Genomic DNA, 26,951 nt, shown 5'->3' with positions numbered 1-26,951 from the left:
CGGCTGCGGCAGGAGATCGAATCTGCCGCCGCGGCCGAATTTGCACATGATCCATGCTGCGCAGAGCTCGCCGCGCAGCTCGCCTGCACTTTCCGTATGGCTCCTCCCTTGCGCCTGTTATCGCGATGCACAAGTGTTCGTGACCTCTCATTGCCTGGAAGCATTCCCATGAGCCGTCCGACCAAATTGTTTGCCTCCTACAAGCTCGGCCCGATCACGCTGGCCAATCGCCTGGTGATGGCGCCGCTGACGCGCAACCGTGCTGCGCCCGGCACGTTCGTACCTGGTCCGCTCGCGGCCGATTATTACGGCCAGCGCGCTTCCGCGGGGCTCCTGATCACCGAAGCGAGCCAGGTCTCGCAGCAGGGCCAGGGCTACCAGGACACGCCCGGCATCTATTCCAAAGACCAGGTGGCCGGCTGGCGCAAGGTCACCGACCGCGTCCATGAGCGCGGCGGCAAGATCTTCATCCAACTCTGGCATGTCGGCCGCATCTCGCATGTCGACCTCCAGGCGAATGGCGCAGCCCCCGTGGCGCCGAGCGCAATCCGCGCCAAGGGCAAGACCTTCGTCAACGGCGGCTTCGCCGACGTCTCCGAGCCGCGCGCGCTCGATCTGTCCGAAATTCCTGGGATCATCGACGACTTCAAGCGCGCCGCGAAGAATGCGCTCGAAGCCGGCTTCGACGGCGTCGAGATCCACGGCGCCAACGGCTATCTGCTCGATCAGTTCGCCAAGGACGGCGCCAACAAGCGAACCGACCCCTATGGTGGCTCCATCGAGAAACGTGCGCGGTTGATGCTTGAGGTCTCCAGAGCCGTCGCGGCTGAAGCCGGCAGCGATCGCACCGGCATTCGCATCTCACCGGTGACGCCTGCCAACGACATCTCCGACAGCAATCCGCAAGCTCTGTTCGATCACATCGTCGACGGTCTCAGCGCGCTCAAGCTGGTCTATCTCCACGTCGTCGAAGGCGCCACCGGCGGACCGCGGGACTTCGCACCGTTCGACTATGCGTCCTTGCGCAAGCGCTTTTCGGGCGCCTATATCGCCAATAACGGCTACGGCTTCGATCTCGCGAACAAGGTGCTGGACGCGAATGCGGCCGATCTCATCGCCTTCGGCAAGCCGTTCATCTCCAACCCCGACCTGGTCGAACGGCTGAAGCAGGGCGCGGCCCTGAACGACTGGGACAAGACCACGTTCTACGGCGGCGGCGCGAAAGGATACACGGACTATCCGACGCTCGCGGCTGAGCTGGCGGAGTAAGGCTGCGCCGTAGCCCCATTCTCCATCATTGCGAGGAGCGAAGCGACGAAGCAATCCAGACTGCCTCCGCGGAAAGACTCCGGCTTGCTTCGCGGAGCCTGTCATCGGGCCGCGCTTCGCGCGGACCCGGTGGCTCGCAGTGACGGTGCGGAGGCAGTGAGCCCAACTCACCAAAAAGAAAAAGGCCGGGATTGCTCCCGGCCTTCGTTGTTATGAGACGCTGCTTACTTCGCTTCCGCGCGCTTGGGCGGAGTGGCCGGCCACGACTTAATCAGGGTGTCGTAGTCGACCGTCTCGCCCTTCGGCTTCTCGTTGGCGAGCTTGCGCTGCGGAGCGATCGTGCCGTCCTTCTGGGCCTTGGCGAACCAGTATTCGGCCGATTCCTTCTTGTGCAGCTTGGGACCGCAGGCGCCCTGCACGCCGGACTTTTCGAGGCGCTCCATCACGGAGTCCTGGGCGGCCGCAAGGGCATCCATCGCCTGCTGCGGCGTCTTCGCACCGGACGACGCATCGCCGATGTTCTGCCACCAGAGCTGCGCGAGCTTCGGATAGTCGGGCACGTTGTTGCCGGTCGGGGTCCACTGCACGCGGGCGGGCGAGCGGTAGAACTCGATCAGGCCGCCGAGCTTCGGCGCACGTTCCGTAAAGGACTTGTCCCAGATGTCGGACTCACGGATGAAGGTGAGACCGACATGGCTCTTCTTCAGGCTCACCGACTTGGAGACGATGAACTGGAGATAGAGCCAGGCTGCCTTGCGGCGGTCCGGCGGAGTCGACTTCAGCAGCGTCGCGGAGCCGGCGTCCTGGTAACCGAGCTTCATGCCTTCCTTCCAGTAGGAGCCGTGCGGAGAGGGAGCCATGCGCCACTTCGGCGTACCGTCCGCATTCACGACCGGCAGACCCGGCTTCACCATGTCGGCGGTGAAGGCGGTATACCAGAAGATCTGCTGGGCGATATTGCCCTGCGCCGGCACCGGGCCAGCTTCGGAGAACGTCATGCCCTGCGCCTGCGGCGGCGCGTACTTCTTCAGCCACTCGAGATACTTGGTGATCGAGTAGACCGCGGCTGGACCGTTGGTGTCGCCACCACGTTCCACCGACGAGCCGACCGGACGGCAGCCTTCCATGCGGATGCCCCATTCGTCGACCGGCAGGCCGTTCGGAATGCCCTTGTCACCGTTGCCGGCCATAGACAGCCAGGCGTCGGTGAAGCGCCATCCGAGCGAGGGGTCCTTCTTGCCATAGTCCATATGGCCGTAGACCTTGACGCCGTTGATCTCCTTGATGTCGTTGGTGAAGAACTCGGCGATGTCCTCATACGCGGACCAGTTCACGGGCACGCCGAGCTCGTAGCCATACTTCGCCTTGAACTTGGCCTTGTAGTCGGGATTGGTGAACCAGTCGTAGCGGAACCAATAGAGGTTGGCGAACTGCTGGTCGGGAAGCTGATAGAGCTTGCCGTCCGGCCCGGTAGTGAATGACTTGCCGATGAAGTCATTGACGTCGAGCATGGGATCGGTGACGTCCTTGCCCTCGCCGGCCATGTAGTCCGACAGCACGATGGTCTGGCCGTAACGGAAATGCGTGCCGATCAGGTCGCTATCGTTGATCCAGCCGTCATAGACGTTCTTGCCGGACTGCATCTGGGTCTGGAGCTTCTCGACGACGTCACCCTCCTGGATAAGGTCGTGCTTGAGCTTGATGCCGGTGATCTCGGAGAACGCCTTGGCCAGCGTCTGCGCTTCATATTCGTGTGTCGTGATGGTCTCGGAGACGACGTTGATCTCCATGTTCTTGAAGGGCTCGGCGGCCTTGGCAAACCACTCCAGCTCCTTCTTCTGGTCTTCCTTCGACAGCGTCGAGGGCTGGAATTCCGCGATCCACTTCTGGATTACGGCGTCATCGGCGGCGCGAACCGGCGCCGAGACGGCGAACGACACCGCAACAATCGCGGCGACGCTGGACATGGTCGTAAAGCTATTCCTGGTCAATGGACCTTTCCTTCTCCTAAACTGCCGCATGTTATTCCTCCGTTGCAGCGACAAACTTTTATACAGGCCCGGGTTGGTCCCGGATCTGGCCGTCCCTTCGCCAGCTTCAGACCGTGCGAAAAATAAGCGCGGCCATGACCAGCGAAATTCCACTTGCGAGCCACAGGTTCGAAATCTCAAAACCTTCCTCGCCGACCGGCAGCGTGGCGATCGCATCGGTGCCGACGAGGCCGATCCACACGAGGTGAATGACGGCGGCCGCGATCAGCGAGATGAACAGGCGGTCGCCGCGCGTGGTCGGAATGCTGAGCACGCCGACGCGCTCGGCCTCGGGATAGACCGCGGCAAGCCACGTCATCACCGCCAGCGTGCAGGCGAGCGCTGCGAAGAAGATCGCGGTCGGCAACGTCCAGGCCATCCATGCAATGGATTCCATATGAGCCTCCCTAGACCCGGCCAAGCGCGAAACCGCGCGCGATATAGTTGCGGACGAACCAGATCACGAGCGCGCCCGGAATGATGGTGAGCACGCCGGCGGCGGCCAGCAGGCCCCAGTCCATGCCGGCGGCCGACACCGTGCGCGTCATGATCGCGGCGATGGGCTTGGTCTGCACCGAGGTCAGCGTGCGCGCGAGCAAGAGCTCGACCCATGAGAACATGAAGCAGAAGAAGGCGGCGACGCCGATGCCGCTCGCAATCAGCGGCACCAGGATCTTGATGAAGAAGCGTGGGAAGGAATAGCCGTCGAGGAAGGCGGTCTCGTCGATCTCGCGCGGCACGCCGGAGACGAAGCCTTCCAGGATCCACACCGCCAGCGGAACGTTGAAGATGCAGTGCGCGAGCGCGACCGCCCAGGGCGTATCGAACAGGCCGATCGCCGAATAGAGGTTGAAGAACGGCAGCGCATAAACCGCGGCCGGCGCCATGCGGTTCGACAACAGCCAGAAGAACAGGTGCTTGTCGCCGAGGAAGCGGTAGCGCGAGAAGGCGTAGGCCGCCGGCAGCGCCACCGCGATCGAGATGACGGTGTTGAGGACGACGTATTCCAGCGAGTTGATGTAGCCGGAGTACCAGCTCTCGTCGGTGAAGATGCGCTTGTAGTGCTGGAGCGTCGGGGTATGCGGCCACAGCGTCATTGTCGAGACGATCTCGCTGTTGGTCTTGAAGCTCATGTTGACGAGCCAGTAGATCGGCAGCAGCAGAAAGATCAGGAACAGCCCCATGATGAGGCGGCGGCCGGGGATCGAATGCATCAGGCCACTCCTTCCTTTGGCTTAAGCGCGGGCACGGGCTTGGGCCGGGCCGACGGCTTGGACTCAATCGCCGGCTCGCTCTCTGCCTGGACTTTGCGTTCGACGCCGGCATTGGTCATGACGGTATAGAAGATCCAGCAGACGATCAGGATGATCAGATTGTAGACCAGCGACAGCGCGGCGGCCTTTCCGAGGTCAAACTGGCCGAGCGCGATCTTGACCAGCTCGATCGACACGAAGGTCGTCGAGTTGCCCGGCCCGCCGCCGGTGACGACGAAGGGCTCGGTATAGATCATGAAGCTGTCCATGAAGCGCAGCAGCACCGCGATCAAGAGCACGCGGTTCATCTTCGGCAGCTGGATCGCCTTGAAAACGGCCCAGCGCGAGGCGCCGTCGATCTGGGCGGCCTGGTAATAGGCTTCGGGAATCGACTTCAGACCGGCGTAACAGAGCAGCGCAACGAGGCTGGTCCAGTGCCAGACATCCATCACGATGACCGTGACCCAGGCGTCGATGTCGTTGGAGACGTAATTGTAGTCGAAGCCCGCGGCGTTGAGAGCATAGCCGAGCAGGCCGATGTCGGGGCGGCCGAAGATCTGCCAGATCGTGCCGACCACGTTCCACGGAATCAGCAGCGGCAGCGCGAGGATGACGAGGCAGGCCGCAACCGTCCAGCCCTCGCGCGGCATCGACAGCGCGACGACGATGCCAAGCGGCACCTCGATGGCGAGGATCACCAGCGAGAAAAACAAATTGCGGCCGAGCGAAGCGAGAAAGCGGCCGCCGAGATCGGTCGAGGGATCGAGCAGCTCCTTGAACCAGCCGACACCGTTCCAGAAGAACTGGTTGTTGCCGAAGGTGTCCTGCATCGAATAGTTCACCACGGTCATCAGCGGCAGCACCGCCGAGAAGGCGACGACCAGGAACACCGGCAGCACCAGGAACCAGGCTTTTTGGTTGACGATCTTGTCCATCAGGCGGCTCCCTCCACCAGAAGGCTGTCGGCATAGACGTGGACATGGGACGGATCGAATTTCAGCCCCGCATTGCCGTCCGGGCTGGTGAATCCGCCGGGGGCGCGCGCGGCGAGCTTTGCGTCGCCGAGCCGCGCCCGCGCGAAACGGATGCGGCCGAGATCGTCGATGCGCTCGATCTTTGCGGTGAGCAGACCGGGCGCGGGCGCGACGACCTCGACGAATTCGGGGCGGACGCCGATCTCGATCTTGGCGCCCGAAGGCAAATTGTCGTAGCTGCGGTTGAGCGCGATGACGTGCCCACCGATCCGCGCCTCGCGTCCCCTCACCTCCGCCGGCAGGATGTTCATGCCAGGCGAGCCGATGAAGTAGCCGACGAACGTATGGGCAGGCTTGTCGAACAGTTCGGCCGGCGTGCCGCTCTGCACCACGCGGCCGTCATGCATGACGACTACAGTGTCGGCGAAGGTCAGCGCCTCGGTCTGGTCATGGGTGACGTAGATCATCGTGAGGTCGAGCTCGCGATGCAGCGCCTTCAGCTTGGAGCGGAGCTGCCATTTCAGCTCGGGATCGATCACGGTCAGCGGCTCGTCGAACAGCACTGCGGCGACGTCCGAGCGAACCAGGCCGCGGCCGAGCGAGATCTTCTGCTTGGCGTCGGCCGTGAGCCGCGTCGCCTTGCGGTTCAGATAGGGTTCGAGATCGAGCAGGCGGCCGATCTCGGCGACGCGCCTGTCGATCTCGGCCTTCGGCACGCCGCGGTTCTTCAGCGGAAACGCCAGGTTCTGCCCCACCGTCATGGTGTCGTAGATCACCGGAAACTGGAACACCTGGGCGATGTTGCGCTTCTGGGTTGACAATGGTGTGATGTCCACCCCGTCGAACATGATCTTTCCGCGCGAGGGCGTGATGATGCCGGAGATGACGTTGAGCAGCGTGGTCTTGCCGCAGCCGGACGGGCCGAGCAGCGCATAGGCGCCGCCCTGCCGCCAGGTCATGGTCACAGGCTTCAGCGCAAAGCTTTCCGGCGGCGCATTATTGCCGCCATAGGAGTGCGCGAGATCGACGAGGTCAATGCGGGCCATGGCGCATCTCCCTCAGGAGCTTTTTCTGTTTGACGCGTTTTCTTCACGCGAACCGCCACGCAATTCGCTTGAAAACGCTATGCCAGGTGCGGCGACCAGACGGTCGGCCGCATCGAACACGAAGACATCATTGGGATCGAGCACGGCATCCAGGGTCTGGCCCGGCTCGAACTCGTGCACGCCGTGCAGGACCGCCACCCAGTTCGAACCCTCGCGGGTCAGATGCACGAAACTCTCCGAACCGGTGATCTCGGTCACCGTCACCGTGGCGTGGAAGGCGTGGCGGTCGGCCTCGCCATTGGCAAGCCCGAGCTGATGCGCGCGGAAGCCGACGCGATAGGCGCCGTCGGCAAGGCCAGCATAGAGCCCCGAGGCCGGCGAGGCCGTGCCGCCGGCATATTGCACGGAGCCATTTCGCTTCTCGATACCGACGAGATTGAGCGGCGGATCCGAAAACACCTGCGCGACGCGCAGCGTCCGCGGGCGGCGGTAGACGTTGGATGTCTCGCCCATCTGAAGCGCCTGGCCCTCCCACATGCACACGGTGTTGCCACCTAGCAGCAGCGCCTCCGTCGGCTCGGTGGTGGCGTAGATGAAGATCGCGCCGGAGGCCTCGAAGATGCGCGGCAGCTCGGCGCGCAGCTCCTCGCGGAGTTTGTAGTCGAGATTGGCGAGCGGCTCGTCGAGCAGCACGAGATCGGCGCCCTTGACCAGCGCGCGCGCAATCGCGGTACGCTGCTGCTGGCCGCCCGAGAGTTGGAGCGGAGTTCGCTTCAGGAACGGCTCGAGGCGGAGCAGCTTTGCAGCCTCCGCGACACGCGCCTTGATCTCGTCGCGCGGCTTGCCTTGCACGCGCAGGGGCGAGGCGATGTTCTCATAAACCGTGAGCGAGGGGTAATTGATGAATTGCTGATAGACCATCGCGACCGAGCGTTGGCGCACGTCGGCGCCGGTGACGTCCTTGCCGCCCACCAGCACCCTGCCCGTGGTCGGCTTGTCGAGGCCGGCGAGCAGCCGCATGATCGAGGTCTTGCCCGACAGCGTCGGGCCGAGCAGTACGTTGAGGGTACCGCTCTCGAACGTCAGCGAGACATCGCGGATGTGCGGGACGCCCTCGACAGTCCGGGTCACGTGGTCGAGCGTCACTGTCATGAGCGTCCTCCTGCTTCCAGCAGGGGAGTTTGCGGCACGGCGTGGGCCCTGATCCAGTCGTCAAGCGCGGCGATCTCGTCGGCAGATAGTCGCAGGCCGAGCTTGGACCGGCGCCAGACGACGTCCTCGGCGGTGACCGCCCATTCATTCGCCATGAGATAGCGGACCTCGCGCTCGGTCAGCGTCGCACCAAAGGACCGGCCGAGATCGGCGGTCGATTTCGCATCGCCGAGCAGCTTGATGGCACGGGTGCCATAGGCGCGGGCGAGGCGCCGGGCATGCTCATGGCTGAGGAAGGGATAGCCGCGCTGGAGCTCCGCGATCAGGCCGTCGATGTCGGATACGTTCATGTCGCCGCCGGGCAGCGGCCATTTGCCGGTCCAGCCCTCGCGCGCTTTCGCGCTGCGAAGATAGGGCGCCAGCCGTTCCAGCGCCTCTTCGGCGAGTCGGCGGTAGGTCGTGATCTTGCCACCATAGATCGACAGCAGCGGCACGCCGCCGGGCGTATCGAGCTCGAACACGTAGTCGCGGGTCGCGGCCTTGGCCTCGCTGGCGCCGTCGTCATAGAGCGGGCGTACGCCGGAATAGGTCCAGACCACGTCGTCGGACGTCACCGGCTTAGCCAGGTATTCGCTCGCCGCCGTGCAGAGATATTGAATCTCCTCGGCTGTCGCCTTCACCTTAGCGGGATCGCCATCATAGTCGCGGTCGGTGGTGCCGATCAGCGTGAAATCGTCCTGGTACGGAATCACGAAGATGATGCGGCCGTCGGCGTTCTGGAACATGTAGGCGCGGTCGTGGTCGTAGAGCTTCTTCACCACGATGTGCGAGCCCTGCACCAGACGCACCTTGGCCTTCGCATTGAGGCCGGCGCCGCGGCCGAGCACGTCCTCGACCCAGGGACCGCCGGCATTGACCAGCGCGCGCGCCTGGATCGACGAGCGCTCGCCGGTCAGCGTGTTGATCATGCCGACGGTCCAGACGCCGTCGGACTGACGAATCTCGGTGGCGCGGGTGCGGGTGCGGATCTCGGCACCCTTGTCGGCGGCATCGCGCGCATTGAGCACGACGAGGCGGGCGTCGTCGACGAAGCAGTCGGAATATTCGAACGCGCGGCTGTAGCGGTTCGGGATCAGCGGGCGACCGACCTCGTCACGCCGGAGATCCACCGAGCGGGTCGCGGGCAGCAAGTGACGGCCGCCGATGTGGTCATAAAGGAAAAGGCCGAGCCGCAGCAGCCAGGCCGGGCGCAGGCCGGCGTGATGCGGCAGGACGAATCTCAGCGGGCGGATGATGTGGGGCGCGATGCCCCAGAGGATCTCGCGTTCGATCAAGGCCTCTCGGACCAAGCGAAATTCGTAATATTCGAGATAGCGCAGCCCGCCATGCACCAGCTTGGTCGACCAAGACGACGTCCCGCTCGCCAAATCGTTCATTTCGCACAGGAAAACCGTGTTGCCGCGGCCCACCGCGTCGCGCGCGATGCCACAGCCATTCACACCGCCTCCGATGATGGCGAGGTCGAAAATACGCTCCAACAGACGCATCCCCCGGCGACCGCCCGTTCATCGAGCGGCAACTTTCGTTTTTGATTAGATCACACCGCAAAACGAAAGCAAGATGAAAGAGAAGCGAGAGGAAATGAACGAGGAACTTTTTCAACCACGATGCAGTGGGGAAATCAGCAGGAGAACGGACAGATGTACGGGCAAGCAGCTCGATTAAGGAGCAGCTAGTGCGGCTCCGTGAACCAACGCGCTTATTGACTTGAATGTAGCAACATCTCTACATAGATCTCGTGAGCAGAGCATCGAATGGCTTGGACGCACAGATGGTCGTGACCACCCTGACCAGCCGGGAATTCAATCAGGATACGAGCCGCGCCAAGAAAGCGGCCTCGCACGGACCTGTCTTCATTACCGATCGCGGCCGCCCGGCCCATGTCCTGCTGACCATCGAGGACTATTTGCGCTTGAGCGGCGGGCACATGAACCTTGCCGAAGCTCTGGCACAGGCGAACGCGGACTTCGATTTCGAACCGCCTCGGATGACCGGCGGCGTCTCTAGGCCCGCTGATCTCGACTGATGTTTCTGCTGGACACCAATGTCATTTCCGAACTGAGGCGGCCGGACAAGGCCGATCGCAATGTCCTCGCCTGGGCCAATGCTGTGCCTGCGGCGAATTTTTTCATGTCCGCCATCTCGATTCGTGAGATTGAACTTGGTGCGCGCCTGATCGAGCGCAAAGACGCGGTGCAAGGTGCCGTCCTGCGTGCCTGGATCAACGATCACATTCTGGCCCGGTTCGAGGGACGGATTCTGGCGATCGACACGGCCGTGGCGCAGCGTTGCGCGCAACTGCATGTTCCGAACCCGCCGGCCGAACGCGACGCCCTTATTGCTGCGACCGCACTTGTTCACGGCTTAACGGTCGTTACGCGCAATGTGGGAGATTTCGAACCTACGGGCGTGACGCTGCTGAACCCGTGGAGCGCACCTAAATCTTAGCGCAACCGCATCACCGGCACTGCTTCAGGCGCGGCATCCTGCGCATCGGCCTGCGTCTCATCGATCTCCCTCGCCTCCTTCGGCATGGCTTCGACCACCTCGATGCCCTTGCTGTGACAGATGGTGGCGAGGCGCTCGGGCAGCTCCTGGTCGGTGACGAAGGTCTGTATCTGGCTGATGTGGGCGATCCGCACCGGCGCGCTGCGGCGGAGCTTTGTGGAATCGGCGACCAGCATGACGCTGCGAGCATTGGCGATGATCGCCTGCGCCACCTGCACCTCGCGATAGTCGAAGTCGAGCAGCGCGCCCTCTTCATCGATCGCGGACGCCCCGATGATGGCGTAATCGACCTTGAACTGGCCGATTAGCTGCGTCGCGGTCGAGCCGACCACCGCGCCGTCGGCGCGCCGCACCGTGCCGCCGGCGACCACCACCTCGATGCGGGGATGGCGGTAGAGCAGCATGGCGACGTTGAGATTGTTGGTGATGACGAGCAGATCCTCGTGCGAGGTCAGCGCGCTCGCGACCTCCTCCGTCGTGGTGCCGATGTTGATGAAGAGCGAGCAGCCGTTCGGGATCAGCGAGGCGGCAGCAGCGCCGATCGCCTTCTTCTCGTCGGCGGCGACGAAGCGGCGCGCCTCGTAGGCGAGATTTTCAACGCCCGAGGCGATGATGGCGCCGCCATGGATGCGGGTCAGCGATCTCCGCTCGCAGAGATCGTTGAGATCCTTGCGGATGGTCTGCGCCGACACCTCGAACCGGCGCGCGAGTTCCTCGACCATGACGCGGCCTGAGGCCCGCGCGAGGTTGAGGATTTCGGCTTGGCGATGGGTCAGTCCGGTCACGGCAAGAGCCTCAAATCAGAACGATGCATGGTGCGGCGGTTCGCGCGTTCGGTCAATGCGGGAGACGATCACGGTTAACGGACTGCCTCAACACGCCATCGCGGCGGCTAGGCGCGCGAGCAGCTCCGGATCGTCGTAGGCGCGCGCGGACGCGACCGCGCCCGCGGCAACAAGGTCTGCATGGCTGAGGGTGGTGCGCATGCCGATGGTCGGGATGCCGGCCGCCGCGGCCGATTGCACGCCGGAGCGTGAGTCCTCGAACGCGATCGACGCCTCTGCGCTGGCGCCGACGAAACGCAGTCCTTCCTGATAGGGCAGCGGATGCGGCTTGCCGTGCGGCAGCTCGTCGCCGATCACGATTGCCTTGAACCGCTCGGTGATGCCGAGGCCCGAGAGCAGCAGCTCGGCGTTGAGGCGCGGCGCGTTGGTCACGGCCACCATGGGAATGCCGGCGGCATCCGCACGGTCGAGCAGCGCCATCAGCCCCGGTATCGGCACGATCTGCCCGGCCACCAGATCACGAAAGATCGCCTCCTTCTCGCCGAGGATTGCGAGGCGCCGTTCCGGCGATTCGTCCGGCAGAAATCGCTCCCCGATCGACACATTGGAAAAGCCCTGAAGCTCGCGCTTGAAGCGCTCATCGTCCACCACATGGCCGCGCGGGGCGAACACGCGGTGAAAGGCTTCGCGATGAAGCGGATCCGTATCGGCCAGCGTCCCGTCAATGTCGAACAGTAACGCCCTGCCCATCGCTTGCCTTTTGGCCTCGATCATTTCCGTACTTCCCAAGTGCGTGGCGCATCAATGCGAAAGACGTATCAATACGGCCTCGATTGCGCAATGACGCGTCCACATCACGACAATGCGGCACTCGACAAAGTCGCGCGCGGCTGCAACACTCGTGGCAAGATCAAAAAGGAGGAAACGATGATGATCAACCGACGCGATTTGGCTCTATCGACTCTCGCCGTCTCCGCGCTTGCTCTCGCGGCACCGGCACTGGCCGCTTCAGCGGACGAAGAGGCCGTGGCGAAGAAGGTGGAGGCCTTCCGCCTCGCCCAGATCGCAGCGGATCCTAAGGCGCTCGGCGCACTCTGCGCGGAGGAGCTCAGCTACAGCCATTCCAGCGGCAAGGTCGAGGACAAGGCGACCTTCATCACCAATGCGACCGACGGCAAGTCGAAATTCCTCTCGATCGAATACAAGGACCCGACCATCAAGGTCGTCGGTCCCGCCGCGATCGTGCGCTTCCACTGGCTCGGCGAACAGGAGATGGCGGCCGATGGGAAGAAAGTATCGACCAACCTCCACATCCTGATGAACTGGCAGAAGCAGGGCGACGAGTGGAAGCTGCTGTCGCGGGCGGCGACGAAGTTGTGATGACGTTCCAACCCTCTCCCCTTGCGGGCGAGGGTGGTTCGCGGCGGAGCGGCGAGACGGGTGAGCGGTCTCCATCCACGAAACGAACCTCCCACTTCTGCGTTTGCGGAGCCGATCCTGATCCGGCGCTTCGCACCACCTTCTCCCGCAAGGAGAAAGGAGGAGCAGCGGTGTGGGCGGTAAAAATTTCCGACCACGCTTCGCGCGTCAAAATTACCAGCGCCAGGCGCTTACGCCGCCTCCTTCACCTCGCCGTTCACAAGCTTGCGCGCGGCGCGCTCGGCTTCGCGGGCATTGCGGAAGAGTTGACCTTCGAGGCGGTTGAAGCGGTCGGATGAGGCGAAGAAACAGTAGCCTCCCTGAGAACGAACGACGATACCTGCGGTCTGCGAATTGACTTCGATGATGTAGCTGTCCGGCATGGCCCGTGGATTCCTCAGTGCGGGCAAATAACGGCATTCCTGCCCAAAGGTTCCGCGGGCATTTGAGGCCGTTTCCACCCCGAATCGACACGCAATTGAGTACGCTAGGACCTCATCCGTTTTATGACTGGTTCTTGGCGAAGACGCGACGCGATGACTTAGTCGCGCCGCGTTTGCGGTGCTTGCCACGTCTTCGTGAGATGAGCCAGAGAGTCGCGCGATTACGTCGCGATCGTCGTGTCGGTCGCGCGAACCGCCTGCGGGCGGCCGTGCTCGTCGATCGAGACGTAGGTAAAGTTGCCATCGGTGACGAGGAACGGATGCTCCTCACCGCGCCGCAGCGCCCAGGCTTCCAGATGCACGGTGAGCGAGGTACGACCCACCCGTACGAGATTGGCGTAGACGGATACGAGATCACCGACATAGACCGCTTTGCGAAAATTCATCGCTTCGATCGCGACGGTCACCGTGCGCGACTTCGCGACTTTCGAGGCGAACACGCCGCCGCCCACATCCATCTGGCTGAGCAGCCAGCCGCCGAAGATGTCGCCATTCGCGTTGGTGTCGGCGGGCATCGCCAGAGTACGAATACAGAGATCCCCGCGCGGTCCGGTGGCGGCGTGTTCACTCATATCTCTCTCACTTGAAACTGTTCCACCCCGGATCGGGCGCAAAGCGCTCGCCGAATCGCTCGGCCAGTGCGCGCAAGCTGGATACGACATTTTCCACGCCGCGCGTGCGCGCATAGTTCAACGGACCGCCACGGAACGGTGCATAGCCGGTGCCGAAGATGAGGGCGCCGTCGACCGCGTCGGCGTCGTCGACGACGCCTTCGCGCAGCGCGGCGACGCAGACGTTGGACATCGGCAGCACCAGGCGGTCGATCATCTGGTCGGTGACGCGCGGACCGGTCTCGGGAAGCTGTGCCTTCTCCGCCTCGCCCTCCTTCCAGACATAAAAGCCCTTGCCGGTCTTGCGGCCGAGCTCACCCTTGGCGACCTTCTCGCGCAGCCAGGCCGGCGTCGGCGGCAGCAGATCGCCGAACTTGGTGCGCAGCATGTCGCCGACATCGAGACAGATGTCGAGCCCGACCTGGTCGGCCAGCTCGATCGGTCCCATCGGCATGCCGAACTGCTCGGCCGCGGCGTCGATCAGGCGTTGGTCGATCTTCTCGTCCAGCATCACCATGGCTTCCAGCATGTACGGCGTCAGCGCGCGATTGACGAGGAAGCCGGGCGAGCTCTTCACGGGCAGCGGCAGGCGGTCAATCGCGCCGACGAAGGCGAGCGCCTCTTTCAGCACTTGCGGGTCGTTGCCGTCATGGCTGACGACCTCGACCAGTTGCAGCCGCGACACCGGATTGAAGAAATGCAGGCCGACCAGCCGATCCGGCCGCGCCAGCGTTGTTCGCAAGTCCTGTAGCGGAATGCTCGACGTGTTGGTCGCAAGGATCGCGCCGGGCTTCATCCGCGGCTCGAGGCCGGCATAGACCTTCTGCTTCAGCTCGAGCTTCTCCGGCACGGCCTCGATGATGAGATCGGCGTTGCGTACGCCTTCTCCGTCCATGTCGGGAATGAGGCGATCGAGTGCGTCGCGCACGTCGGTCGGCTTGCGAATGATCTTGCCGTAGAGTTCGGCCGCGCGCTTCGCCGCGCCGGCGATCGGCTCCGGCTTCATGTCGGCCAGCGAGACGCGCATCCCCTGGCCCGCGCACCAGGCCGCGATGTCACCGCCCATGGCGCCGGCGCCGATGACATGCACATGCTTGACGGCATTGCCGCTGCCCGCCGCCTTCTTCATCTGCTCGCGCAGGAAGAAGACCCGGATCAGGTTCTGCGCGGTCGGCGTCACCATCAGCTTGGCGAACGAGCCCTGTTCGGCTTTCAGCATCGAGGCCTTGCTGCCGCCGTGGGTCTCCCAGAGATCGATCAGCGCGTAGGGCGCCGGATAATGCTCACGAGATGCCGCCTTCGCCGCCTGCGAGCGCATGCGTCTGGCGAGCAGCCCGCGCACGAGGCCGACATTCGCCGCGCGAACCAGCAAGCCCGGCCGCGCCCGCTTCAGACGTCCGAACAGCGCATCCTTCACGGCATTGTGGACGTGGCGCTCCTGCGTGACGGTGTCGACGAGGCCGAGCGATCTGGCGCGGCGCGCATCGATGGTGCGGCCGGTCAGCATCAGGGCCATCGACTGGATCGGATTGACCAGCGCGGTGAAGCGCGCGGTGCCGCCGAGGCCTGGATGAAGGCCGAGCATCACCTCCGGGAAGCCGAAGCGCGCCCCCTCGATGGCGATGCGCGCCTGACAGGCGAGCGCGACCTCGAGCCCGCCGCCGAGGCAGAAGCCGTGGATGACCGCCACCGTCGGCAACCTCAAGGCTTCCAGGTGATCGATTACGGCATGCGCGGACCGGATGCGTGTCTCCACCATCTCAGGATCGGACGCGCCGCGAAATTCGTTGACGTCGGCGCCGGCAATGAAGCCGGACGGCTTTGCCGAGCGGATCACGAGGCCGGCGGGACGCTCGGTCTCGATCGCCGCAAGCACGGCATCGAACTCCTCCATCACATCCGAGGACAGCGTGTTGGCGCTCGCCTCGGCGCGGTCGAACAGCAGCCAGGCGACACCATCGGCATCGCGCGTCAGCTTGAAGTGCTTGTAGGGACTGTCTGTCCCAGGCTTGGGCCCGAGCTCCAGCACGCGGTCGCCAAGCGCGGTCATGATCTTGGAATCCATGGTCACAGCGCCTCGATCAGCATGGCGCCGCCGAGCCCGCCGCCGATGCATTCGGTGGCAACGCCGCGCCGCGTGCCAAGCCGCTTCATGGCGTTGACGAGATGCAGCACGATCCGGTTGCCGGAGGTGCCGACGGGATGACCGAGCGAGATCGCGCCACCGTCGACGTTTAGTCTTTCGCGGGCGATCTCGCCGGCTGCGCCGTCGAGGCCCAAAATCTCGCGACAGAATTTATCGTCGTTCCAGGCGGCGAGACAGCCGAGCACCTGCGTGGCGAAAGCCTCGTTCAATTCCCAGGTCTCGACGTCGTTGATGCTGAGGCCGTTGCGCTGGAGCAGCGGCGTCGCCGAGATCACCGGGCCGAGCCCCATGATGCTAGGATCGAGCGCGGCCCAATTGCTGTCGACGATGACAGCTTTAGGGGTGAGCTTATGCTTGGCGACCGCGGCGTCGGAGGCCAGGATCACCCAGGAGGCGCCATCGGTGATCTGCGAGGAATTGCCGGCGGTCACCTGTCCCCAGGGGCGCTCGAACACCGGCCGGAGCTTTGCAAGCGTCTCGGCCGTCGAGTCCGGGCGTACGCCGTCGTCATGGTCGAAGAACTTGCCATCCCGGGAGAACGCGGTCTCAACCTCGCCCTTCAGAAAACCTTCGGCCTGCGCATGCGCAAGGCGGCGATGGCTCTCGGCCGCGTAGGCATCAGACTGCGCGCGCGTGATGCCAAAGAGATGACCGACGACCTCGGCGGTCTGGCCCATGTTCAAATCGGTGACGGGATCGGTCAGTCCGCGCTCGAGGCCGATGACCGGCTTGAGATAGCTTGGGCGCAGCTTGAAGGCTGCGGCGAGCTTCGCGGCAACGCCCTTGGCGGTGGCGAGCCCGGCGAACCAGCGCACGCCGGAATTCGGCCAGACCAGCGGCGCGTGGCTCAGCGCCTCGGTTCCACCGGCCAGGATCATGTCGGCATGGCCTTCGCGGATGTAGCGATAGGCAGTGTCGATCGACTGCATCCCGGAGCCGCAATTGATCTGTACCGTGAAGGCAACCATGTCCTCGCCCATGCCGAGCCGCAGCGCGGCGACACGGGCGGGGTTCATCTCGTCCGCGATCACGTTGACGCAGCCGAGGATGACCTGGTCGAAGTCAGTCGGGGCGAACGGCTGGCGCGCCAGCAGCGGTCGGCCGCATTGCACAGCGAGATCCACCGGCGTGAACGGGCCGGGGCCCGAGCGCGCCTTCAGAAACGGCGTCCGACTGCCGTCGATGATGAAAACCGGTCGTGCCATCAGCTCGCCGCCCTCTGTTCACCGAGTTCCTGGAAGAACTGATGCACGTCGCCGGATTTCTTGTAAATCGGTGACAGCGCCTCAGGCGCAAAGTCATCGACCTCGATCACTTCGTTGACGGCTTCGCGGGCCGCGGCGAGCTGCTCGCCCTCGGCTTGCGTGATCACACCCTTGGCGACCGCGTCCTTCCAGTCGCGGACCTGCGCGGCGCGCACGCGCCTAGCGATCGCATCGGTTTCTGCAGCGAGCTTGAACGCGCGCTCAAGCCGGGCAAAGCCGCCGTCGTCGTCGACATGGGCGAGATCGGGCGTGAGACGCTCGCGCGCCGCCGACGGCTCCAGGACGAGGCTTGCGCATTGATGGACGACGCGGTCCGACGGGCCGAGCACGCGTGCGCCGAACGGCTGGACCACGAGCTTGAGGAAGGCTGCGACGAAGCGGTTCGGCAGATTGGCCAGAATTTCCGCGAGCCGGTTCTCGATGGTTCGGAAGCCCGTCGCCATGCACCATTCCAGCGCGGCGAAATCCTCCTTCTGACGGCCCTCGTCCTGCCAGCGCTTCAGCGCGGCCGAGAGCAGATACAGCTCGGACAGAATGTCGCCGAACCGCGCCGACAGCATCTCCTTGCGCTTGAGCGCGCCGCCGAGCGTCAGCAGCGCCAGATCGGCGCAGAGCGCGAAGGCGGCAGAGTAGCGCGAGAGCTGGCGATAGAATGGCGTGGCATCGCCCGCATCAGGCGCCGGTGCGAAGGCGCCGAACGTCCAGCTTCGGCCAAAGGCGCGAAGCAGTGTGCGGAAGCTGTGGCCGACGTGCTTCCAGAAAGCCTTGTCGAACGCGGCGAGGCCGCGCTCGCGGTCGGTGTCGGCGAGCGCATTCATCTCGCCGAGCAGATAGGGATGGGCGCGGATGGCGCCCTGCCCGAACACGATGAGATTGCGCGTGAGAATGTTGGCGCCCTCGACCGTGATGCCGACCGGCACGGCGCGATGCAGATTGCCGAGATAGTTCTGCGGACCATCGATCACGGCCTTGCCGCCGTGGATGTCCATGGCGTCGTCGATCGCAGTGCGCATGCGTTCGGTCGCATGCAGCTTCATGATGCCGGAGATGACGGCAGGATGAATGCCGGCATTGAGCGCCGCGCAGGTCAGCCGCCGCGCCGCATCGAGCTGATAGGCGGTCGCGACGATGCGCGCGAGCGGCTCCTCGACGCCCTCGAACTTGGAGATGGAGATGCCGAACTGCTCGCGGATGCGAGCATAGGCACCGGTGGTGCGCGCCGCAAAGGCGGCGCCGGCGGCCGACAGCGACGGCAGCGAGATGCCGCGCCCGGCGGCGAGCGCGGTCATCAGCATCTTCCAGCCCTGCCCCAGCCGAGCTTCGCCGCCGATGACGTAGTCGAGCGGGATGAAGACGTCGCGGCCCCGGTTCGGGCCATTCTGGAACACTTGCATCGACGGCAGATGGCGGTGACCGATCTCGACGCCGGGCAGATTAGTCGGGATCAGCGCCACCGTGATTCCGAGCTCTTCCTGATCGCCGACGAGGTGATCGAGATCATAGGCCTTGAAGGCGAGACCGAGCAACGTCGCGACGGGGCCGAGCGTGATGTAGCGCTTGTGCCAGTTGAGACGAAGGCCGATCACCTCGCGGTCCTCGAACTCCCCCTTGCAGATGATGCCGGTGTCGACCATCGAGGCGGCATCGGAGCCGGCCTCCGGGCTGGTGAGGCCGAAGCAGGGAATGTCGCGACCATCGGCGAGGCGCGGCAGCCAGCGCTGCTGCTGCTCCTTGGTGCCGAAGCGCATCAAGAGCTCGCCGGGGCCGAGCGAGTTCGGCACCATCACCGTGACGGCGGCCGCGATCGAACGGGTCGAGATTTTTCGCACGACTTCGGAATGCGCATACGGCGAAAAGCCGAGCCCACCGAATTCCTTCGGAATGATCATGCCGAAGAACTTTTCGCGCTTGACGAAGTGCCAGACGTCCTGCGGCAGGTCGCGCCATTCCCAGAAGATCTTCCACTCGTCGAGCATGGCGCAGAGCTCGTCGACGGGGCCGTTGAGGAAAGCCTGTTCCTCCGCGGTCAGCGTTGCCTGCGGGACCTTCAGCAGCTTCGACCAATCGGGATTGCCGGTGAAGAGATCGGCGTCCCACCAGACGTCACCGGCCTCCAGCGCCTCGCGCTCGGTATCGGAAATCGCCGGCAGCACGCCGCGCGCGAGAGTGAAGATCGGCTTTGTCAGAGTGTCGCGGCGGAAGCTCATGGCTGACCTCATGCATCGGCGCGGTTATCGGGCATTTTAGCGGAAACTGGCTGGCCGAGGCGAACACTTCGCCTGCGAAATTGACGCGGCCGGGCGGCCGCCCAGGGGCCATAACGGCCGGGCCGCGGTGCCGGTTCCGGGATCGGGAAATGGGGCCGAACGCCTCGCCACAGTCATTCCCGGGCGACGTGCAAGCGTCGAGCCCGGAATCGAGCGTGCGGCAGCGTTGGTGGACCAATGGATCTCTGATGCACAATTGCGCATCATAGGTCGCGTCTGGCGACGCCGCGGAATGACCTGTGGAAGCAGCAGCCCGGCTTAATCCGGCCGGACCATCTCGAACATGTTTTCCGGCTTGATCTCGAAATAGTCGCCGCGGCGCCCCGCGCGGACGATAGGGCGGGCGGCGGCGGTCTGGTAGACGCCGTCCTTGATCATGGCCTTGTCGATGTGGACGGCGACGACCTCGCCGAGCGTCAGCCAGGCGTCAGCCTCCTTGCCGTTGGCGCCCTTGAGACGAACGATGTCGGACACCTTGCATTCGAAGGCGACCGGGCTCTCGCCGACGCGCGGCACGTTGACAAGCTTGCCGGGCACGGCGGTCAGACCCGCGACCTCGAACTCGTCGACCTCGGGCGCGACATGCGCGGCGGTTGCGTTCATGTGCTTCGCCAGATCCATCGTGGCGAGATTCCAGACGAATTCGCCGGTCTGCTGGATGTTCTCGACCGTGTCCTTCCAATTGGTGGAGGAGAAGCCGATGATCGGCGGCACATAACAGAACGCATTGAAGAAGCTGTAGGGTGCGAGGTTGACGTGGCCCCTGGCGTCGCGCGAGGAGATCCAGCCGATCGGCCGCGGCGCGATAATAGCGTTGAAGGGATCGTGCTTGAGGCCGTGGCCCTTGGAGGGCTCGTAGAAGTAGGGGTCTTTGGCGGTCACGCTCTGTTTCCTTCCCGTCTTGCGAGCGGAACGAAGCAATGCAGAATCCCTCTGCGGAGACAGCCTGGATTGCTTCGCTACGCTCGCAATGACGGAGTGTGTTGGTCCGTCCTTGCCGTCATCCCTCCGTTAGGGTGGCGCGAAGCTGCTTATAGGAGGAAAGCCACCGCCCCGTCAGTGCCGCGGCGACAATCCCGCGATGACGAAATCGATCATCTGGTCGATGGTCGGGCCCGGCTTGGTGGCGCACTGGGCGATCATCTGGGGATGGAAGAAGCGCATCATTGCGGTGCAGGAGCAGAGCGCGGCCAATTGCAGGTCCGGTGCCTCGAACTCGCCGGCGGCGACGCCCTGCCCGATCATCTGGCCGATCATTCCGGCGATACATTCCATGTGGGTGACGCAGACGTCCCAGTCCTCCTGCATGGCGATTTCGACCATCTCATGCAGCTTATTGTCGCCGACATAGCGCTCGGTGTTCATGCGATGGATGGTGGTGAGCAGCTCGCGGAAGCGCTCCAGCACCGGACCGGGCCGCGCCACGATCCGCTGCGCCTCCAGCTCAACCTCGCCCATCAGCGAGCGGGCCACCGCCTGATGGATCGCCTTCTTCGATTCGAAGAAGCGATAGACATTGGCGGGGCTCATCCGCAGTTCTTTGGCGATGTCTCCGACCGTGGTCTTCTGGTAACCGATCTGGCGGAACAGCCGCTCGGCCACCTCGAGGATACGATCCCGGGTGTCGCTTTCGATATGTTCCGTAATCAGTGTCATCTGTCAGGACTCGTCAGTCAGCACTTCATCTCACTTATTCAGCCGCTTCAGCAAGCGGAATTGCGCGTGGCTCATCGCTCCCATGCTGCGGCGCGGCAGGCTGCTCGGGAGTACCAGCCTCATCTAGGCTCTTTCTGAACCAAAGCGCATAGAGGCCCGGCAGGTACAAGAGCGTGAGGAAGGTCGCGACGAACAAGCCGCCCATGATGGTGATCGCCATCGGGCCCCAGAAGGCCGAGCGCGACAGCGGGATCATGGCGAGAATCGCGGCGAGCGCCGTCAGCACCACCGGTCGGGCGCGGCGGACGGTGGCCTCGACAATCGCCTCGCGCCGGGTCAGGCCGTGCGAGACGTCGGTCTCGATCTGGTCGACGAGGATGACGGTGTTGCGCATGATCATGCCGGCAAGCGCGATCAGGCCGAGCAGCGCCACGAAGCCGAACGGGGCATTGGCGACATTGAGCCCGAGAGAGGCGCCGACGATGCCGAGTGGCGCCGTCAGGAACACCAGGATCAGGCGCGAGAAGCTCTGAAGCTGGAACATCAAGAGCGTCAGCATCACCATCACCATCAGCGGGAAGAGAATGAAGATCGAGGCGTTGCCCTTGGCGGATTCCTCGAAGGCGCCGCCCGGCTCGATCCGGTAGGCCGGCTCGAGGTGGTCCTTGATCGCCTTCAGCTTCGGCGTGATCTGGTTGGTGACGTCGGGCGCCTGCACGCCGTCGACCACGTCGGAGCGCACGGTGATCGCCATGTCGCGGTTGCGCCGCCACAAGATCGGCTCCTCGTGGGCATATTCGATCTTGGCGATCTGCTGCAGCGGCACGGCAACGCCGTTGCGCGAGGTAATCGTCAGGTCGCCGACACCGCCGAGATCGAGGCGTTCGGACGGCGCCGCGCGGGCGACCACGCCGACCTTCTCGATGCCGTCGCGCACGGTCGTGACCTGCGCGCCCGAGATCAGCATCGCCAGCGCCTGCGAGACGTCCTGCGGGGTCAGGCCCATGGCGCGGGCACGGTCCTGGTCGACGACGAGCTTGAGGTAAGGCGACTGCTCGTTCCAGTCGAGCTGGACGTCCTTGACGCTCTTGTTCTGCCGCATGACGTCGCGGACCTGGTAGGCGATCTCGCGCACCTTGTTGGCGTCGGGGCCGATCACACGGAACTGGACCGGGAAACCGACCGGCGGACCGAAATTGAAGCGGTCGACGCGCACGCGCGCCTCGGACAGGAAGCCCTCGGCAGCGGCGTTTTCGATCTTGGCTTTGATGCGCTCGCGCGCCTCGACGCCCTTGGCGACGATGACAACCTCGGCGAAGGCCTCGTTCGGCAGCTGCGGATTGAGGCCGAGCCAGAAGCGCGGCGAACCCTGGCCGACATAGGCGGTATAGGTCTCGATATCCTTGTCGTCCTTCAGCAGGGTCTCGGCCTTCTTCACCGCCTTCTCGGTGACGTTGAAGGCGGTGCCCTCCGGCAGGCGGAGCTGGAGGAACAGCTCGGGGCGCTCCGACAGCGGGAAGAATTGCTGCTGGACATGGCCGAACCCGACGATCGAGGCGACGAAAATTCCGACGGTCGCGACCACCACGGTGATGCGATGATTGACGCACCATTGCACGATGGCGCGCAGGCCGCGGTACATGCGGGTCTCGTAGACTGCGTGCGGATCGTGATTGTGGTGGACCTTCGTCTCCGGCAGCAGCATGGCGCCGATATAGGGCGTGAAGATCACCGCCACGAACCAGGAGGCGACCAGCGCGATCGCCACGATCCAGAAGATGCTGCCGGCATATTCGCCGACCGCGGAATTGGCAAAGCCGATGGGGAGGAAGCCAGCGGCCGTGACCAGCGTTCCCGTGAGCATCGGAAACGCAGTTGATTCCCAGGCAAAGGACGCCGCGCGCATGCGATCCCAGCCCTGCTCCATCTTCACCACCATCATTTCGACTGCGATGATGGCGTCGTCGACGAGCAGACCGAGCGCGATGATCAGCGCACCGAGCGTGATGCGGTGCAGGTCGAGCGACATCGTGTTCATGACAATGAAGACGATGCCGAGCACCAGCGGCACAGACAGCGCGACCACGATGCCGGTGCGCCAGCCCAGTGCCAAAAATGAGACGAACAGCACGATGACGAGCGCCTCCATGAAGGAGTGCACGAACTCGCCGACGGCGTGCTCGACCACCTTGGGCTGGTCGGCAATCAGCCTGACGTCGATGCCCTGCGGCACGGCCTTCATGAATTCGCTCGTCGCCTTCTCGACCTCCTTGCCGAGATCGAGGATGTTGGCGCCCTTGGCGGTGACGACGCCGATGCCGATCGCGGGCTTGCCTTCCTGGCGGACCACGAAGCTCGGCGGATCGACATAGCCATGGGTGACGGTGGCGATATCGCCGAGACGGAAGACGCGGCCGTTGCTCTCGACCGGCGTCTCGGCCACGGCCTTGGCGCCGTCGAGCGCGCCGGTGACGCGCAGCGGCACGCGCTGCGACGAGGTCTCGACTGTGCCGGCCGGCGTCACGTTGTTCTGCTTGGCGAGCGAATCGAACAGCGCTTGCGGCGTGATGCCGAGGGTGGCGAGCTTGGCGTGGCTGAACTCGACGAAGATGCGTTCGTCCTGATTGCCGTAGACGTCGACCTTGGTCACGCCGGGCACCTTCAGGAGGCGCTGACGGAATCCTTCCGAGACCTTCTTGAGCTGAGCATAGTCGGCGCCGTCGCCGGTCATCATGTAGAGGATGGAATCGACGTCGGAGAATTCGTCGTTGACGACGGGCCCGAGGATGCCGGACGGCAGCTGACCCTGCACGTCGACCAGCTTCTTGCGAAGGAGGTAGAAGAGATAGGGCACGTCCTTCGGCGGGGTGCTGTCGCGGAACGTCACCTGGAGCGCGGTGAAGGCGGGCTTGGAATAGGTCTGCACCTTCTCGAAATAGGGCAGCTCCTGGATCTTCTTCTCGATGGGATCGGCGACCTGGGTCTGCATCTCCTGCGCGGTCGCTCCCGGCCACATCACGGAGACGTTGACCACCTTCACCGTGAAGAACGGATCCTCGGCACGGCCGAGCTTCTCATAGGAGAAGAAGCCGGCGACGCCGAGCACGATCATCAGGAAGAGCACCAGCGTCGGATGGCTGACGGCCCAGGCCGAAAGGTTGAAGCGCTTCATCGCACTCTCCGAAAGACGATCCAGTTGCAAAAACGACAGCCGCTCTATTGAAGGCCTCATCGCGAGGCAGCGAAGCAATCCAGGGGGCTGGGCAGGTTCTGGATCGCTTCGCCGCTTCAGCCCTTGCATTTGCGCTCGGGCCGAAACTCACCTCGCAATGAGGAACTCGTAAACGTTCGTTAGAAGGACAGCGACGAGACGATCCGCACCCTCTGGCTCGGATCGAGCTTCTGCACGCCGAGGGCGACGATCTTGGCGCCCTCTTCGACACCACCGGTGATGACGACGTCGTTGCTCTCGTAGGACTTCACCGTCACCGGCCTCAGCGTAATCGCGCCGTTGTCGTCGACGACGTAGAAGGACGGCTTGCCGCCTTCGTTGAACAACGCCGACAGCGGCAGCCGGGCGACGCGCTCGGTGGCGGCGTCCGACAGCGTGAGCGTCGCGGTCATGCCGAGCGCGACCTTGTCGTCGGCTTCGGGCAGCGAGAATTTTGCCAGATAGGTGCGGGTTGCCGGATCGGCCGCCGGCGCGATCTCGCGCAGCTTGGCCGTGTACTTCTTGTTCGGCTCGGACCAAAGAGTGACGCTGGCGGCGCCCGACTTGGCGCGTCCGACCAGCGTCTCAGGGATGGCGACGACCGCTTCCTTTTCGGCAAAGCGGGCGACACGGATCGAGGCCTGGCCCGCGGCGACCACCTGGCCGGGCTCAATCAGCGTTGCGGTGACGACGCCACGGGCGTCGGCGTTGAGCGTCGCGTAGGAAAGGGAATTCTTGGTCAGCTCGACCGAGCGCTCGGCCCGATTCAGGCGCGCACGGGCCTCGTCAGCGGCGGCACGACTCTGGTCGAGCTGGGCATCGGTGGTCCAGCCCTTGGCCTTTAGGTCCTTGGCGCGCTGCTCGGCAGCGGCGGCCTGGGCCAGCACGCCGGTCGCGGCAGTCAACTCGGCAACGGCCTGCTCGGCCTGGAGCTTCAGATCGATCTCGTCGAGAGTCGCCAGCGGCTGTCCGATTTCGACGGTCTGGCCGACCTCGACCAGGCGCTTTGCGACCTTGCCGGCGACGCGAAAACCGAGATCGCTCTCGATCCGCGGCCGAATGGTCCCGACGAAGCTCCGCTCGGGCGTCTCGGCGTCATAATGGGCCGTTGCGACCAGAACCGGCCGCGGCGGCTCGGCCTTTTCGGCGATGGTGTCATTGCACCCAGCCAGTGCGGCGGCCATCAGGGCCAGCGACACACCCGCCAACAGCCTGGAATAGCTGGACAAAACCGACCGGACGAACATCGAAGGACACTCCTGCATCTCGAATGAGAGGAATGTCGATTAATCACTGACAAAAGTCAATAATCGTCAGTCATCAGGAATCCGTGATCGTTAAGGGCTGGTAAGGATTGTCCCCGTTGTCAGGAAGGTGCGATGGTAGGGCGGACAACGCGAGATGTCCGCCCTAGCTCGAAGAGCGAAGGCGGACGCGTGCCACCTCGACAGTCACAAGCGGGGAGATGGGCACCGCGTGCGAAGAGCACGCCTTGGCCCACTGCAGGTGCTCCCTCGCCGTTCCTATTCGGCGAACTCGTGCTTGCTGTCATGGCCGCCGACGAAGACCAGGAGGCCGGCGATCAGCGGCAAGACGGCGAGCACGAGCAGGCCGCTTGAGGTTTGGCCAGTTGCTTCCTTGACCCAACCGATCAGATAGGGCCCGCCGAAGCCGGCGAGGTTGCCGACCGAGTTGATCAGGGCGATCGCGCCGGGCGCCGCGGTGCCGGACAGCCAGGCGGTCGGCAAGGTCCAGAACACGCCGAAGCAGCAGAACACCCCAATGGCCGCCACCGTCAGCACAACCATCGTGAGGGCTGGATCGGTGAGATAAGAGGAGATGCCGAGCGCAACCGCGGTGAGCAGCAGCGGCGCGCCGACATGCATCACGCGCTCGCGTGTCGCATCCGAATGCCGCGCCCACAGCACCATCGCGATGGTGCCGAACAGATAGGGAATCGCGGTGACGAAGCCGGTCTGCGCGTTGGTGAGGCCGAACGCCTTGACGATCTGCGGCAGCCAGAACTGCATGCCATAGAGCGCGCCGACGAAGCCGAAATAGATCAGGCTGAGCGCGATCACCTTCGGCGACGACAACGCTTGGCCGAGCGATGGATGCTTCACCGCCTGCTTGATTGCGATCTCAGAATCGAGCTTGGCCTTGAGCCAGGCCTTCTGCTCGGCCGAGAGCCAATTCGCCTTCTCCGGCCTGTCGGTGAGATAGAACCAGGTGACGATGCCGAGCAGCACGGAAGGAATGCCTTCGATGATGAAAAGCCATTGCCAGCCCTTCAGCCCCATCAGGCCGTCGAGCCCGAGCAGGAGGCCCGAGACCGGCGCGCCGATCACGGTCGAGACCGGAACGGCGATGGCGAAGGCCGCGAGAAAGCGGGCGCGATATTCGGCCGGATACCAATAGGTGAGATAGAGGATGATGCCCGGGAAGAAGCCGGCCTCGGCGACGCCGAGCAGGAAGCGCAGGACGTAGAAGCTCGTGACGCCGCTGACCGCCGCCATCAGCGCAGAGATGATGCCCCAGGTCACCATGATGCGGGCGATCCAGCGGCTGGCACCGAATTTTTCCAGCGCGAGGTTGCTCGGCACCTCGAAGATGAAGTAGCCGATGAAGAAGATGCCGGCGCCCCAGGAGAAGATCAGCGGTGTGAACTTCAGCTCCGCATTCATGGTCAGCGCGGCGAAACCGAGATTGACGCGATCGAGATAGGAGAAGAAGTAGGCCAGCACCAGGAACGGAATCAGGCGCCATGAGATAGTGCGGATAGTCGAGGTCTCGATTTCCGACTTGGCTGCGCCGACGGAACCGGCATAGGTCGTGGTCTGGCTCATGGCTTCCCCC

General features: G+C 64.1%; 23 protein-coding genes. 4 read left to right on the top strand and 19 right to left on the bottom strand.

Translation table 11 applies throughout. From position 1 onward, the window contains the following. The first annotated feature begins 168 nt into the window (after nucleotides 1-168). Complete coding sequence (locus IVB01_RS31780; RefSeq protein ID WP_247279580.1) at nucleotides 169-1,269, top strand: alkene reductase; 1,101 nt, start codon at nucleotides 169-171, stop codon at nucleotides 1,267-1,269. Nucleotides 1,270-1,493: 224 nt separating this feature from the next. Here IVB01_RS31780 and IVB01_RS31775 read toward each other — a convergent pair whose 3' ends face one another. The 7 genes from IVB01_RS31775 to glpD all read right to left on the bottom strand — a co-directional run bounded on the left by IVB01_RS31775 (nucleotide 1,494) and on the right by glpD (nucleotide 9,271). Next, a complete protein-coding gene (locus IVB01_RS31775; RefSeq protein ID WP_247279676.1) occupies nucleotides 1,494-3,236 on the bottom strand; it encodes an ABC transporter substrate-binding protein in 1,743 nt (580 codons plus the stop codon). Nucleotides 3,237-3,366: 130 nt separating this feature from the next. Beyond that, a complete protein-coding gene (locus tag IVB01_RS31770) occupies nucleotides 3,367-3,696 on the bottom strand; it encodes a DUF2160 domain-containing protein (RefSeq protein ID WP_247279579.1) in 330 nt (109 codons plus the stop codon). 10 nt (nucleotides 3,697-3,706) lie between these two features. Further along, nucleotides 3,707-4,513, bottom strand: a complete 807-nt coding sequence (locus IVB01_RS31765; RefSeq protein ID WP_247279578.1) for a carbohydrate ABC transporter permease — start codon at nucleotides 4,511-4,513, stop codon at nucleotides 3,707-3,709. Next, entirely contained in the window at nucleotides 4,513-5,487 is a 975-nt protein-coding gene (locus IVB01_RS31760) for a sugar ABC transporter permease (protein WP_247279577.1), read from the bottom strand. Before IVB01_RS31760 ends, IVB01_RS31765 begins: the two co-directional genes overlap by 1 nt. Then, nucleotides 5,487-6,572: an ABC transporter ATP-binding protein gene (locus tag IVB01_RS31755; RefSeq protein ID WP_247279576.1), complete on the bottom strand. Its 1,086-nt coding sequence runs from the start codon at nucleotides 6,570-6,572 to the stop codon at nucleotides 5,487-5,489. Before IVB01_RS31755 ends, IVB01_RS31760 begins: the two co-directional genes overlap by 1 nt. 12 nt (nucleotides 6,573-6,584) lie before the next feature. Then, entirely contained in the window at nucleotides 6,585-7,724 is a 1,140-nt protein-coding gene (locus IVB01_RS31750; RefSeq protein WP_247450104.1) for an ABC transporter ATP-binding protein, read from the bottom strand. Further along, nucleotides 7,721-9,271, bottom strand: coding sequence for a glycerol-3-phosphate dehydrogenase (glpD, locus tag IVB01_RS31745; RefSeq protein ID WP_247279574.1), 1,551 nt, complete (start codon nucleotides 9,269-9,271; stop codon nucleotides 7,721-7,723). The genes IVB01_RS31750 and glpD overlap by 4 nt, the downstream gene beginning before the upstream one ends. 284 nt (nucleotides 9,272-9,555) lie before the next feature. Between glpD and IVB01_RS31740 the strand changes: the two genes are divergently transcribed. Together IVB01_RS31740 and IVB01_RS31735 are read left to right on the top strand one after the other, a co-directional pair. Next, nucleotides 9,556-9,810: a type II toxin-antitoxin system Phd/YefM family antitoxin gene (locus IVB01_RS31740; protein WP_247279573.1), complete on the top strand. Its 255-nt coding sequence runs from the start codon at nucleotides 9,556-9,558 to the stop codon at nucleotides 9,808-9,810. Continuing rightward, nucleotides 9,810-10,232 (top strand): type II toxin-antitoxin system VapC family toxin, encoded by a 423-nt coding sequence (locus IVB01_RS31735; protein ID WP_247279572.1) that lies wholly within the window; start codon nucleotides 9,810-9,812, stop codon nucleotides 10,230-10,232. Before IVB01_RS31740 ends, IVB01_RS31735 begins: the two co-directional genes overlap by 1 nt. Here the strand turns inward: IVB01_RS31735 and IVB01_RS31730 are convergent. Further along, nucleotides 10,229-11,077 carry a DeoR/GlpR family DNA-binding transcription regulator gene (locus IVB01_RS31730; RefSeq protein ID WP_247279571.1) on the bottom strand — a complete coding sequence of 283 codons (849 nt, stop codon included), beginning with the start codon at nucleotides 11,075-11,077 and terminating at the stop codon, nucleotides 10,229-10,231. The two genes, IVB01_RS31735 and IVB01_RS31730, sit on opposite strands and share 4 nt — an antisense overlap. Nucleotides 11,078-11,164: 87 nt before the next feature. After that, nucleotides 11,165-11,851 carry an HAD-IA family hydrolase gene (locus IVB01_RS31725; protein ID WP_247415708.1) on the bottom strand — a complete coding sequence of 229 codons (687 nt, stop codon included), beginning with the start codon at nucleotides 11,849-11,851 and terminating at the stop codon, nucleotides 11,165-11,167. Between the two features lie 153 nt (nucleotides 11,852-12,004). Here IVB01_RS31725 and IVB01_RS31720 point away from each other — a divergent pair, with 153 nt between their 5' ends. Continuing rightward, the gene (locus IVB01_RS31720) at nucleotides 12,005-12,457 is read left to right on the top strand and encodes a nuclear transport factor 2 family protein (RefSeq protein WP_247279569.1); all 453 of its coding nucleotides are present in this window, start codon (nucleotides 12,005-12,007) and stop codon (nucleotides 12,455-12,457) included. 230 nt (nucleotides 12,458-12,687) lie between these two features. Here IVB01_RS31720 and IVB01_RS31715 read toward each other — a convergent pair whose 3' ends face one another. From IVB01_RS31715 to IVB01_RS31670, 10 genes are all read right to left on the bottom strand, one after another. Continuing rightward, a complete protein-coding gene (locus IVB01_RS31715; RefSeq protein WP_247279568.1) occupies nucleotides 12,688-12,879 on the bottom strand; it encodes a hypothetical protein in 192 nt (63 codons plus the stop codon). Between the two features lie 221 nt (nucleotides 12,880-13,100). Beyond that, nucleotides 13,101-13,511, bottom strand: a complete 411-nt coding sequence (locus IVB01_RS31710) for an acyl-CoA thioesterase (protein ID WP_247279567.1) — start codon at nucleotides 13,509-13,511, stop codon at nucleotides 13,101-13,103. 7 nt (nucleotides 13,512-13,518) lie between these two features. After that, nucleotides 13,519-15,615 (bottom strand): 3-hydroxyacyl-CoA dehydrogenase NAD-binding domain-containing protein, encoded by a 2,097-nt coding sequence (locus IVB01_RS31705; protein WP_247279566.1) that lies wholly within the window; start codon nucleotides 15,613-15,615, stop codon nucleotides 13,519-13,521. A 2-nt stretch (nucleotides 15,616-15,617) separates the two neighbouring features. Further along, complete coding sequence (locus IVB01_RS31700; RefSeq protein WP_247450098.1) at nucleotides 15,618-16,901, bottom strand: acetyl-CoA C-acetyltransferase; 1,284 nt, start codon at nucleotides 16,899-16,901, stop codon at nucleotides 15,618-15,620. Further along, a complete protein-coding gene (locus IVB01_RS31695) occupies nucleotides 16,901-19,168 on the bottom strand; it encodes an acyl-CoA dehydrogenase (protein ID WP_247279564.1) in 2,268 nt (755 codons plus the stop codon). Before IVB01_RS31695 ends, IVB01_RS31700 begins: the two co-directional genes overlap by 1 nt. Before the next feature lie 318 nt (nucleotides 19,169-19,486). Further along, a complete protein-coding gene (locus IVB01_RS31690) occupies nucleotides 19,487-20,110 on the bottom strand; it encodes a flavin reductase family protein (protein ID WP_247279563.1) in 624 nt (207 codons plus the stop codon). Nucleotides 20,111-20,284: 174 nt separating this feature from the next. Continuing rightward, entirely contained in the window at nucleotides 20,285-20,884 is a 600-nt protein-coding gene (locus tag IVB01_RS31685) for a TetR/AcrR family transcriptional regulator (protein WP_247279562.1), read from the bottom strand. Between the two features lie 34 nt (nucleotides 20,885-20,918). Then, nucleotides 20,919-24,056: an efflux RND transporter permease subunit gene (locus IVB01_RS31680; protein WP_247279561.1), complete on the bottom strand. Its 3,138-nt coding sequence runs from the start codon at nucleotides 24,054-24,056 to the stop codon at nucleotides 20,919-20,921. 179 nt (nucleotides 24,057-24,235) lie between these two features. Then, nucleotides 24,236-25,342: an efflux RND transporter periplasmic adaptor subunit gene (locus tag IVB01_RS31675; RefSeq protein WP_247279560.1), complete on the bottom strand. Its 1,107-nt coding sequence runs from the start codon at nucleotides 25,340-25,342 to the stop codon at nucleotides 24,236-24,238. A 276-nt stretch (nucleotides 25,343-25,618) separates the two neighbouring features. Beyond that, nucleotides 25,619-26,941: an MFS transporter gene (locus IVB01_RS31670; protein ID WP_247495170.1), complete on the bottom strand. Its 1,323-nt coding sequence runs from the start codon at nucleotides 26,939-26,941 to the stop codon at nucleotides 25,619-25,621. Nucleotides 26,942-26,951 lie beyond the last annotated feature (10 nt).

The organism is Bradyrhizobium sp. 164, assembly GCF_023073715.1.
Lineage (GTDB): Bacteria > Pseudomonadota > Alphaproteobacteria > Rhizobiales > Xanthobacteraceae > Bradyrhizobium.
Note: the sequence above shows the minus strand (reverse complement) of the source record. Positions and strands in the feature narration are given on the sequence as shown.